The sequence below is a fragment of the Pseudomonas sp. SWRI22 genome, from assembly GCF_014268395.2.
GTDB lineage: Bacteria > Pseudomonadota > Gammaproteobacteria > Pseudomonadales > Pseudomonadaceae > Aquipseudomonas > Aquipseudomonas paracarnis.
Map to the genome: position 1 here is coordinate 2,022,776 of NZ_JABWQK020000001.1, position 12,301 is coordinate 2,035,076.

General features: G+C 51.1%; 7 protein-coding genes. 6 read left to right on the forward strand and 1 reads right to left on the reverse strand.

The window, feature by feature from the left end; translation table 11 throughout:
• The 5 genes from HU730_RS08900 to HU730_RS08920 are packed head-to-tail and all read left to right on the forward strand — an operon-like array spanning nucleotide 1 to nucleotide 9,333.
• Nucleotides 1-5,763: a type I polyketide synthase gene (locus HU730_RS08900; RefSeq protein ID WP_186526916.1), complete on the forward strand. Its 5,763-nt coding sequence runs from the start codon at nucleotides 1-3 to the stop codon at nucleotides 5,761-5,763.
• Nucleotides 5,753-6,481, forward strand: a complete 729-nt coding sequence (locus HU730_RS08905; RefSeq protein WP_186526917.1) for an alpha/beta fold hydrolase — start codon at nucleotides 5,753-5,755, stop codon at nucleotides 6,479-6,481. The genes HU730_RS08900 and HU730_RS08905 overlap by 11 nt, the downstream gene beginning before the upstream one ends.
• On the forward strand, nucleotides 6,471-7,388 hold the full coding sequence (locus HU730_RS08910) for a serine hydrolase (protein ID WP_186526918.1): 918 nt from the start codon (nucleotides 6,471-6,473) through the stop codon (nucleotides 7,386-7,388). Before HU730_RS08905 ends, HU730_RS08910 begins: the two co-directional genes overlap by 11 nt.
• Nucleotides 7,389-8,147 carry a class I SAM-dependent methyltransferase gene (locus HU730_RS08915; protein WP_186526919.1) on the forward strand — a complete coding sequence of 253 codons (759 nt, stop codon included), beginning with the start codon at nucleotides 7,389-7,391 and terminating at the stop codon, nucleotides 8,145-8,147.
• The gene (locus HU730_RS08920) at nucleotides 8,134-9,333 is read left to right on the forward strand and encodes an MFS transporter (RefSeq protein ID WP_186526920.1); all 1,200 of its coding nucleotides are present in this window, start codon (nucleotides 8,134-8,136) and stop codon (nucleotides 9,331-9,333) included. The genes HU730_RS08915 and HU730_RS08920 overlap by 14 nt, the downstream gene beginning before the upstream one ends.
• A gap of 47 nt (nucleotides 9,334-9,380) precedes the next feature.
• Here the strand turns inward: HU730_RS08920 and proS are convergent, their stop codons facing one another.
• A complete protein-coding gene (gene proS / locus HU730_RS08925; protein ID WP_186526921.1) occupies nucleotides 9,381-10,871 on the reverse strand; it encodes a proline--tRNA ligase in 1,491 nt (496 codons plus the stop codon).
• Nucleotides 10,872-11,578: 707 nt separating this feature from the next.
• Here proS and HU730_RS08930 point away from each other — a divergent pair.
• On the forward strand, nucleotides 11,579-12,295 hold the full coding sequence (locus tag HU730_RS08930) for a methyl-accepting chemotaxis protein (RefSeq protein WP_186526922.1): 717 nt from the start codon (nucleotides 11,579-11,581) through the stop codon (nucleotides 12,293-12,295).
• The last annotated feature ends 6 nt before the right edge of the window (nucleotides 12,296-12,301 follow it).

The following is a 12,301-nucleotide window of genomic DNA, read 5'->3' on the forward strand; positions in this document are numbered from 1 at the left end:
ATGCACGAAGACCAAGAATATCTAATAGAACCAGATCAGAATGCCGTTGCCATAGTCGGAATGTCTTGTCGCTTTCCGGGAGCCGGGTCCGTTGAGCAATATTGGCAAAACTTGCTCGGCGGGATAGAAAGTATTCAAGTCGAGATCGGCCCTAACAGCCAGATACTGGCTCAAGCCGAGCTCCCAGCTATAGAGGAGTTTGATTACTCATTTTTCGGTTTCAGCCTCAAGGAAGCACAATTGCTGGACCCGCAGCATCGACTATTGCTCGAGTGTGCCTGGGAAGCGCTCGAAGATGCTGGATTGCAGCAGAGCAACCATTCTATAGGCGTATTCTGCGGGGCTGGGCCTAGTTCGTACTTCATTAACAATGTGCATGGACTGCATAAGCACGACAGTGCATGTGGACTATATCAATCGTCCGAAAAGCTGGCGCAATTCATGGCTACGGACAAAGAGTTTCTCGCCAGTCGCATTGCTTATAAACTCAACTGCTGCGGCCCTGCTGTTAATGTGCAAGCGGCCTGCGCGACATCGATGTTTGGCATTCAAGCGGCTATCCAGGCCTTGTTGCTCGGGGAATGTGATGCGGCGTTGGTCGGAGCTGCAGCAATCTCCGTCCCCCAGTCGATTCCCTATTTTTTCGAGCCAGGAATGCCGTTTAGCGCTGACGGCCACTGTCGCCCGTTCGATGCCAAGGCAACGGGAACCGTTTTCGGTTCCGGGGCAGCAGCAGTAGCTTTCAAAAGGCTTGGCGATGCCATAATTGATGGAGACCCGATTCTTGCCGTAGTACGCTCGGTGGCCACGAATAATGACGGCGCGAATCGCGCCGGGATGTCCGCACCATCTGTGGCAGGGCAAGCCCGCGTTATACGTGAAGCAATGGAGATAGCCTGTGTGGGTCCCGAGCAGGTCAGCTATATAGAAGCCCATGGCACGGCCACACCGATTGGCGACCCAATCGAGATAAAGGCCTTGGCTCAGGCCTTTATCGGCCGCAACCGCGAACACACATGCTATCTGGGAAGCGTTAAAGGCAACATAGGCCATCTGGGCTGGGCCTCAGGTATGGCAGGTTTGATCAAAGCGGTGCTAATTGTAAGGCACAAAGTTATTCCACCAACGATAAACTTCGAGAGTTACAACCCGCAGCTCTACATTGAAGAAACGCCCTTTACGATTAACACGCAGCCTGTGCCATTAGCAGTGTCTAAAATAATTGCCGGGGTTAGCAGTTTCGGTCTGGGGGGTAACAATTCGCACTTAATCCTCGAAACGGCTCCAGAGAGGTCAGAGGGCGATGAAATAAGTGTACCTTTAGCGGAGAGGCTGCTGCCACTATCGGCGAGGGACACCGCCGGGCTCAAACAGCTGAGTGCGTCTTATCAGACATTTCTTGAGAAGTGCAGCGACGCTTTATTCCCTGCATTCGTAGATAACCTGCAACATTCTAGGTCTGCGTTGGATAAACGCGCTTTCGTAGTTGCCAGTAATCGCCAGGACGCAATCGAGGCCTTGGCCAAGCTGTCTTTCAATGCTTCAAACATACCTGGCAATTCACCCAGAATGGCCTTGATGTTCTCCGGCCAGGGTGGTGAATATCGAGGAATGGGGCAATCTCTGTATAGCCAGGAAGCACAGTTCAAGGCTGAGCTGGATCGTTTCGACCCGGTCTGCCAGGAAATCTTTGGTAGCTCTATCACGCAGTTGCTGTTTGATCCATTGAACAACCAGGCAATTGAACAGGACATTGCGCGCTCGCAGCCCTTAACGTTTGCATTGCAGGTAGCGATGGCGCGGTTGTTGCTCAGTAATGGTACCCCGGCGACGGCAGTGTTCGGACATAGCCTGGGGGAGTACGCCGCAGCCTGCATCGCTGGGGTTTTCAGCGCTGAGCAAGGCTTCAAAATCGTCGCCCAGCGTAGTCGACTTTTGGAGTCTTTAGGCAATATAGGCGGGATGCTGGTCATCAACGGTGACCAGCAATGCGCGCAGCAACTTATTGACAAAACGGACACTGACCTCTCGATTGCGGCACTGAACAGTTCTACGAACACGGTAGTTTCCGGATCGCGAGAAGCCATCGATCAATTGCAGCAACTGGCTGTCGACGCGGGAGTGAATGCGACCCGATTAAATATTTCTCGTCCTGGGCACTCGTATTTACTCGACCCGCTACTGGATCGCTTCGAAGCTTACCTAGTAGATGCAGTATTCGCAGTTCCCGTGACTCCCTTGATTTCCTCGGTTAGCGGAATGTTGGCCGGGCCTGAGATAGCAACCGCCGCTTACTGGCGGCGCCAGTTGCGCGAAACGGTTAGCTTTAGAGCGTGCTTGGCAACGGCGCAGGACTTGCGCTGTACGCACCTTGTTGAGATTGGTCCTAAGGCCACATTATCCGCAATGGTACTCGGCGACGCCCCCGCGGACTTGAGAGTGCTGGCAATGTCCCGAGGTGGGCAGCAGGAACATAAACAGTATCTACGTCTACTTGGCGAATTGTTTAAAGCTGGCGCCGACATACACTTCCCGGCGCGAGCTCAAAGAATGCCGGTGCTTGACGGGTTGCCGACCTATCCGTTCCAGCGCGTACGCTGCTGGATCGACACCAATGAGCCCAACACCAATCTGATAGAGAGCAGTTACCAGACGGTGTGGACCCCCCTCCCCCTGGCAGGTTTGAGCAATCGGCGTAAAGTTGCCCGCAACGTGTTATTTCTAACGCCAAACGAAGGCGCGAACCCTGCAGAGATCAGCCATTTAGAAAGTGCATTCGAAAACTTCCAGTGGGGAGTATTGAGCCAACTCGACTGCCTTGCGACTGAGCCCTACCCCGTTTCAGAGGCTTCATTTGAGCACGCATTCGACGGCCTGTGGCGGGAGTATCCGAATGACCTAGACTTGATATATCTGGACCTTCGCCGCGTGCAGGGCACCGATATATCATCCGCAGTATGGACCTGCGTATGTGTGCTTCAGTTGCTAAATTCAGTAGAAGTGACGTTCCCAGAGAAACCTCATCTGTGTATCTTGTTTACATCGCCCCAGCCAGATAATGAACAAGTAAATTTGCAATCATCTGCGAGCAGTTTAGTGGGAATGCTCCGTTCGGTGTTGATCGAAGAACCAGACTGGAAAATTTCCGTTTTGCAGTTTGCTCAAGGACAAGCCCCTAACTACCAACAGCAAGCCAGTGCAATCCAACTGTTACCGTTGACCAATGAATTGGTAGTCACTTTCAACCAAACGCAGGCATTCGTACCGCGTCTACAGCAGGTCGCCATAAGTGCTAAAAATTGTCCTGCCTTTCCTAAAAACCTGAGTTACATCCTGCTCGGAGGCGGTGGTGGTATTGGTCAGCAATTGATTGAATGTCTTGGTGCTGATCAAGCTCGACTCATTTATGTGATTGGCCGCTCGGCGATGCCCAATGAAGCCGTAAGCGCGTTAATGAAACGATTCGCGAACCTCCACTACCTTAGCTTGGATCTCGCCACTTCCCAAGGACAAGAGGAAGGTGCACGCTGGCTAAAGGAAGCCAATTTGGGTGAGTCAGCAATTTTCAACTTGGCTGTCGATCTGAACGACAGCTTGTATGCGACTGTGCAGGCGTCAGACTTTAAGCGTGCATTTGCAGCCAAGTGTCAAAGCGTACTAGTTCTATATCAACTTTTGATTGATCACGGGGTTAAAATAAAACTGTTGTTTAACTTCTCATCCGCCACGTCGATCTTGGGTAATGGGGGACAGGCGACATATGGTGCCGCAAGTGCATTTCTTGATGCCGCCCACGGCTTTTTATTCCCACGCGCTGAAAAGGTTCTGACTGTTAATTGGGGCGTTTGGAGCGATGCCGGCAAGCTGCATGATGATCAGCAAAGGCAGCAGATACTCAAGGCTAGCGGGCTGTATGGCCACAGCAGCGAGCAAGCGCTGCGATTTATCAAACAACTGGTGGAGGGCCCTTCACGAACTGTCGCGTTCATGAATATTTATCCTCAGGTTCTGAGTAAACGATCCTCCTCCTGCGCGCAATTACTTGAAAACTTAACAGCTGTACATAAAGGGCTGGCACCAGCAAGCCGCGTTAGCGTCACTAAGCAGATTTTACAGTGTGACGATGACCAACAGCTTAGCAACGTGATCGAAGCTTGGCTGGTCTCGACCATAGATGCACTGGTTGGGCTAGAGGAAACTGCACATCGCTACGATGAAATCAAGGATGCCCATTTCAAGGCGCTAGGGTTCGATTCGCTGGCCCTTGTACAGCTCAAAAATGCGTTGGCTAGCGAGCTGGGTCTGCAATGGAGTATCAAACGTTTCTATGCCATGCAGGCTCTTAGTGAGCTCCAAGCAGAGCTGACGTCCTATGTGCTCACTCCTGAATGGCGTGCGGCACGCATTGACGTATTAGATAACGATGCCCTGGTGGAAATTCAACGTCCTGTGTCTCTACAACAAGCCAGGTGGATATCGCTTATCAACAAGGACTACGGCCTGCGAATCATTCCATATCTAATTCATTGTCCCTTCGATGCAGTGCACTGTCGCAAGGCCTTGGCCCAAGTATTGGAGGAAAACCCATTACTGAGAACATTCTTCCCCGCTGGCATGCCAAAGGTCATGACTACCGAGAAAGTGCTGCACGGTTTCATAGAATTGTGCACGGACCTTTCCGCGCATACCGCCGAACAAAAGAACAAACAAATTACTGCAAAAATTCGCCAAATGGCGCTTTCACTACCCAAACCCGGGAGTGGAGTGACATGGGCGATTCAATTCATTGATGTGGGCGAGCCGTTCTTTATTGCTTTACTGGGTGTCCAGCATCTTGAGTTCGACGGCAAGTCTTTGACCCTAATGTTCGACCGACTGGGTGAATGCCTGCACCAATTGGCTAATCAACAACAACTGTGCACCGTCGAGCATCAACTCCACTACGCAGATTATGCGAAACGTCAACAGCTTTACCAACAGCAGCAGTGGACCAACGATGCCACATTCTTTAAAGGACTGTATAACGCCTTTGAGAGTCCAACAGTGTTGCCTGGGCACCCAGGATTCAGTAGTACCATTGTGTCGCCGTCATCGCGTCACAGCATTGAGCTCAAGGGGGCTAACAGGACGCTAGGGCAGTTGGCTGATCGTTTTGGGTTCAGCGTGTTCAATGCACTTCTATATGTTTATGCCACGACCATGGCCGAAGTTATTGGTTGTGACCAGTTGATCATTAGCGCGATAAATAGCGGCCGGGGGCTGAGCGAGTTCAACAACGTGATCGGTCCCTTTACCTCGCCATTACCGGTGCCAATCACGGTGCATCACGATTGGTTAGTGGGCATTTCGATGGTGGCACGCACGTTGGATGCAATTCAAGCCTATCCGCTGATGCATCCCTCCATGTTAATAGACAAAGTTGAAACATTTTCGGGAATGGCTCAAGACACTTACTTTTCCGACTTAGGGATCAACTTCCTCAATTACCGGCACAATGTCCACACGCCTGGGAAGGTTCAGATCGAGGGCGTAGAGATTCTTGGGCCAGTGTCTGCAGGTTTACTCTCGGGGGCCAATGTCGAGGACATGCGGCGCATACCAGGTTTGCACTTAGTGGTGGAAATCAATGATGAAGGCCTACGTTTGAATTTCTGGTATCACAGCCACCGATTCTCTGCTGCACAGGTAGAGACGTGGGGGCAACGCATGAGCCAACATCTGTATCAGTTACTTGGACTTGCGGGGACTGCGGATGAGGGCTGAAACGTTGAACTTACTGTGCTTCTCATATGCGGGCGGTAGTGCGACCTTTTATTCGCGCTGGGCCAAGCTGCTGCCCGCAGTCAGGGTGATTCCGGTGGAAATTCCAGGCCGGGGCACAGAGCATCAAACAGCGTCATTAGTAAAAAGTGCGGGGCTACTGGACTTTTTAACAAGTCAGTATGGCCATTTCTGCACCGGCCCTTTTGTGCTATTTGGTCATAGCCTAGGTGCCCGCATCGCGTTCGAGTTTCTACACACGCTCGAATTAGCTCATGGGCGCAAGGCACAACGCTTGTTCGTCAGCGGATGTTTGGCACCTGACCGTTTTGCGCAGGCCATGGCGTTCCGCGAGCGCGATCTTAGCGACGCAGGCTTGCTGCAGGTGTTGACCGACCTAGGGGGTACTCCACCCGAACTGATGGCCAATCCCGAACTGATGCAAGCGGCATTACCTATTATCAGGGCAGACTTTCAGTTGGCCATCGATCTATCAAAAAAACCACAGGGGTGTATCAGCGCACCTATAAATTTACTGTTAGGCAGCCAGGACCGAGTGACGAACCTGTTCGAGGATTACCCTAGTTGGGCCCGTCATACATCAAGCGGATGTGAGGTCTCAGTAATTGACGGCGACCATTTCTTTATTCGCTCCCAAACTAAGGCCGTGGTCAGACTAGTGGCAGACAAACTGCAGGAGATAGCTTTAGATGGGGATTGAAAGCGAAGTGCTAAATTGGCTGAGCCCACCCGCCCAATCTTTACAGGTAATTGGCCAGCGTATGATCGAGCAGGCTGCACGTGGTCCAGGTTGCTCCTACCGTTGGTGCGTACGCGATGTGGTTCTCGGTATCACTCATGAGTACAACCCAGAGACCCGCAGCCCTGCTTCGAGCACCCGTAAGCTGTTCATATTACTGGCTGTATTGAGACTGGTAGAAATTGGGGAGTGGGCGCTGGAAGACGAGCTGCTGGTTGATAACCGCAAGTCAGGGCTTCAAACCTGCGGTAGCCTATGGCTGTTGGACAGCCCGCGCGCTTTTACAGTGGCTGAGTTGCTCAAGTTGATGATGGGCTTGAGCGATAACGTGGCGACGTTCTACTTGGTCGAGCAATTAACGCTGGAGCGCTTGAACGAATTATCAACCCTATTGCAGTTGTCTGCGACCACTCATCTGTCAGCGGTGCCGAGTCAGACCCTAAGCGCAGACCATCCGTTGAGCGTGGTCAACACCACCTCGGCCGGGGATCTAATGAGCGCCTTAATGCTTCTGGTCGAAGGGGCACAAGGGCTGTTGCCAACCGGTGCCACCTATATTAGCCGTGAATTGTGCAAGTTCGGACTGCACATCATGCGCGGACAGCAAGACACCACCGCTATCCGCAGTTGGCTGACCGACTTGGAGCACGTTGGCGATAAGCATGGGATCGGATATCGCAACTACAACAACGTTGGTTATCTGGCCCACGGGGGCCGTGTGCAATTGACGTTTTCAGTCATCGTCGACGACCTGCACCGGATCCAAGAGCCGCTTCCTGCGTTCGCTCATGCCCGGGACTTTATCGCACTTTTCGCGCGCCAGCTGGATGACTATTGCCGGCGTGACCACTCTCTTGAGGAATTCTGAATGAACAATTCCCTTGCCAACGCCTATACGAACAAATCTGAAATCTACGCTAGTGCCAGGCCGCTCTACCCACACGAAGCCATTACGTTTATTCACAGGCAGTTCGATTTGTCACAAGGGTTGCCAGTAGTGGATGTGGGCGCTGGAACTGGAATCCTTACTCGTCAGTTGGCAGCAACCGGCCTGCCAATGATAGGTGTCGAGCCCGATGAGCAGATGCTCGCCACAGCTAAGTCACATAGTGAGCAGTCTGTAGCGGAATATCGATGGGGATCAGCGGAGAATTTGGGTTTGGCGTCAAAATCGGTCGCTGCGCTGGTCTGCGGACAGTCCTTTCACTGGTTCGATACGGACAGAACTCTGACCGAATTTAGACGAGTACTGGCAACTGACAACCCTGTCGTACTTGTGTGGAATATCCGCAGCCCAGACTGCGATGAGTTTCATTGTGCTTATGAAAAACTTCTCGTTGATGAGTTTGAGCGTTATACAGAAACCTTGCTTATCGACGGCGCTCTGGAAAAAAGGATTGAAAAATTCTTTAGCGGCTCCTTTTATGAGCGCACTTTTCAAAACCGCCAACATTTGAGCTTGTCAGGATTTCTAGAGAGGACCATGTCTTGCTCATATGCAGCACAACCTGGAACACCAGAATTCGCAAGCGCCACCACTGCATTAAAGACTTTGCATCAAAAGTATCAGCATCAAGGCAATATTTCGCTCAACTACGGAACGCGTGTAGTGTATGGGCGTGTTTGACAGGATGATCTTGGGGAAGCTGTTCCGTGGTTCAGCTCTAGTTGTGCCCCTGTCCTTTTTCCCTACCTTGGCAAGGGCAGCATTCCTTTCTTACTTTTTAATTTTCCTGCAGGAACGTTTCGCTCTCCCGGTCGACCAGATCGGGCTATTTGTCGGTGGTTTTATTCTACTAAGCGCTATTAGCAGCCTACTGTTGGGCCCGCTGCTGGATCATCTGAATCTGAAGGCTCTGATGCTAACTGCCTCGTTCGTCCAGTCAGCGGTATACCTATGTCTTTTCATGTTCGACTCCCTGGCAATGGTGTTTATTCTGTGCGTTTTGCTCAACCAAGCTTACCTTTCTTTGGAGACCGCAGTGCGCATGTGTATCGCCCGCTTGTTCCCAGCGGAGCAAACCGCGCCGGTACTGTCGCTCAAATATACTTTCACTAACACCGCTTATGCGTTGGGACCATTACTGGGCCTCTGGCTCAACCGCCAAGGGATTTCCCCATTGTTATTTTGCGGCGCGTCGGCCCTGATATTCATGCTGATCGCGCTAACTCCATTTGCTCTGTCTAGAGTGGTTGATCGAAAAGAGGATCAGAACCAAGGGGTGTGGACAACACTGGTGGTTATGGCAAAGGACTACAAACTACTGAAGTTCACCCTGGCAAGTGTTCTATTGGCCGGCGTCTTTGGCCAGTTCCACATGTACGTGGGCCAATACTTGATCACTCATTATTCCGCCGCGCAAATGTACGAGATCATCAATGCGGTATTCGTCACAAATGCCCTGACCTCAATTCTGTTGCAGTACGTGATTGGGCGAAAGGTGACGGCTGAGCATTTCAGATTGTGGATTAGCGTTTGCGTATTGTCATTTGTGATTGGTTTGGCAGGATTCGCGTTTTCCAATAGCCTGTTGGCCTGGATCCTATTTACCGCGATTTTTACCGTCGGCGAAATTATCATTCAACCTCTGGAGTTTTTCTACATAACTCGAATTGCTCCACCGCATATGGCTGGGGCCTACTATAGCGCGCAAAATCTAACCTACCTTGGTGCCGCCTCTACTCCGGTGGTATGCGGTTTCATTCTGGCCGGATTCAACCCGCTGTACTTCCTCTTGTATCTGCTTGGCTTATTGCTCGTAGGCGGCACAATTTTTTACGTAGAGGGAGGAAGACTGGCCAGGATGGCCTAGTTAAAACCAAAGTGCCCCGCCTAAGCGGGGCTGCAGGTGACAAAAACTCAGTATGATTTGGCGTAAAGAGCCCATGTACTGGTAAGTTTATCGGTAAACAAACAGCGCGCTTGCGCCTTGGGCTGCTGCAATGGAATACAACGCACCGTGACTCCAAGCTCAGCGATACCTTTCTCAACATCTGCATCGTCGACGAAGGGTGCTAAAACAAATGAATTAAGCTTATTTTTGCGTGTAAACGCGTCTTTGAACTCACTTAAGGTAGTGACTGTTCTCGTGTTATCCGACATTCTCTCTCTGGCACTTTCCAACATTTCTTTCTGAATACCATCAAGCGTTTTTGATAGATTTTTAACAAAGTTACCGACATCATCTTTTGCCACAGTTCCGCAATCATTGCGACAAGAGTAAGAAACAGCTTTTTGCTCCAGCTCCTTTATTCCCACCTCGACACGTATAGGCACGCCACGCTTGATGTGGTACCACTTTTTCTCACCACCATTCATATCCCGCTTATCAATGCTGACCCGCAAGCTCTGCCCCTTTAGCTTCTTGCGCGAAATTTGCTTTTTTAATTGGTCGCAATAGGAAAGAATGGCTTCTGCATCCTGTTCATTTCGGATGATCGGCACAATAATCACTTGCGTAGGTGCCATCAGAGGCGGAATTCTCAGCCCATTGTCATCACCATGAACCATAATCATCGCGCCGATCAGACGGGTAGAAACACCCCATGAGGTGGTCCAGGCCAGTTCCTTAATGCCCTCTTTATTAACGAAACGAATGTCCGAAGCTTGAGCAAAATTCTGCCCCAGAAAATGTGAAGTCCCTGCTTGAAGGGCCTTGCCGTCTTGCATCATCGCCTCGATAGTGTATGTGCTGACAGCGCCGGGGAACCGCTCCCAAGAACATTTGGAGCCCTTGACGACTGGAATAGCCAAGTAATCGATGCTGAAGCGTGCGTAGATGTCGAGCATCTTTAGCGTTTCATCGACAGCCTCTTCACGGTTGGCGTGAACTGTATGCCCTTCTTGCCAGAGAAACTCTGAAGTGCGCAGGAAAACTCTAGGACGCATTTCCCAGCGCAACACATTGGCCCATTGGTTGATAAGGAGGGGCAGGTCACGATAACTCTGGACCCAGCGAGAAAATGAAGCACCAATAACCGTTTCGCTAGTGGGCCTGATGATCAGTGGCTCTTCCAGCTTTCCAGCTGGCACTAGCGTACCGTCGGAGGTTTGTTCCAGACGATGGTGCGTGACTACCGCACATTCCTTGGCAAACCCATCGACATGGTCTGCCTCTTTTTGCAAAAACGACAACGGGATCAGCAGCGGAAAATAGGCATTTACATGTCCTGTCTCCTTGAACTTCAGGTCAAGCTCACGCTGCATGTTTTCCCAGATGGCATAGCCCCATGGGCGAATCACCATACAACCTCTTACGGGAGAGTTTTCGGCTAACTCTGCCTGGGTTACGACTTGCTGATACCACTCTGAAAAATTTTCACTTCGCGTAGGACTTATTGCGTTTTTCATAAAATCTCGCTGCATAGGAAATATACAAAATTCATTCTAACACATGGACTATATATGTCTAAGATGACGCCGACTGAATCAGTCTTCAGGAGTGATGCTGCTACCTGAGAATGGGCGAGGTTGGCTTTAAAAAATTTCCTTATAATTCAATGAGTTCCCCGAAAATCTTTTGAAAATCCTCCACTGCGATATCGAACGGTTGGAAAATATCACCTATCCCGAAATGCGATTTCCTGCTGCATAAAGCGTCGTCGTTAGGTCACGTCTTGGTAGATATAGTTATAAACTAAATTGCGAGCGCGATTTTTAAGTTTAACTAGCCCAATCGATGATATCCATGTGAAATGCTTGATTATACCAATAGCCGTAATTTAATGCCGTCATGTCGCTATGGCAACCAATAGGTTACTCGCCTGATCCAGCTCCGCTACCTAGATTGTGGTAACCAGCGCGTTGAACAGGCCCCGGCCCTACCCAGATCTGCCGCGCATTTGTCGGTTATCTTCTAGGAATTCACTATTTAGTTTCTGGCAGGGCTGTTCTATCTCCATTTGATCGACGCCTCACAGCCAGATCGGTCACGAGGAATCAGCGGAACCCGGACATGCCCGAAAACTAAAAAAACCATGCACCCTGAAAAATCTATTTCGTACTGCACCTAACCAACCGATTTGAGACGGTGTCTTCGCTTTTGCGCGAGGACGCCCATGAACCTACCACGCCCTACTCGAACCACAGCGATACTCAGTCTGTGCCTTGCATTATTGGCAGGCATTCTGGGTTATGAGCATCATCAACTCTCCCAACTCAGCAACAGCTTGGCTGCGACTGCAGACAAAGAGTCGCTCGATGCGTTGTTGACGCGGCTGGGCAAAGTCGATGAGCGACTGGACACGGTAGCCGGCAACCACCTGGTGACCAATGAGGACTTCCGAGCCGGGCAGCAGGCTTTATCGAATCGAATTGATGCCGCACAAGCGTATGCAAAGCAAGCAACGGAGTCAGCGCAAGAAATCTCTCAAAATGCTGCGTCTGCTGGTGAATTGGTAGTCCTCAAAGCCAGCGTCGAAACACTCGATAGCCGTCTTCAAGAACTCAGTCAGTCACGAATCAAACAAACCACTGCTGTTCCCCTCAAGCCCAAGCCTAAGCCCGTTGCCCGCCAACCAAAGCGGCCATCACCGCCCGCTACCACCACTGTCACACCGCAAACACCCCCTTTTACCGTTGTAGGTATCGAGTATCGCGGCGGTGAACGCTTTTTGTCCGTAGCACCGCCTGGCAGCACGCAGTTGAATCAAATTTACCTTATCCGACCTGGTGACGCTGTGGCGGGCACCGCCTGGCGACTCAACGCGCTGGACGGAAGATCCGCACGCTTTGACGTGGCCGGAACACCTCAAACCGTAACCGTCGCGCCATAGGACCTC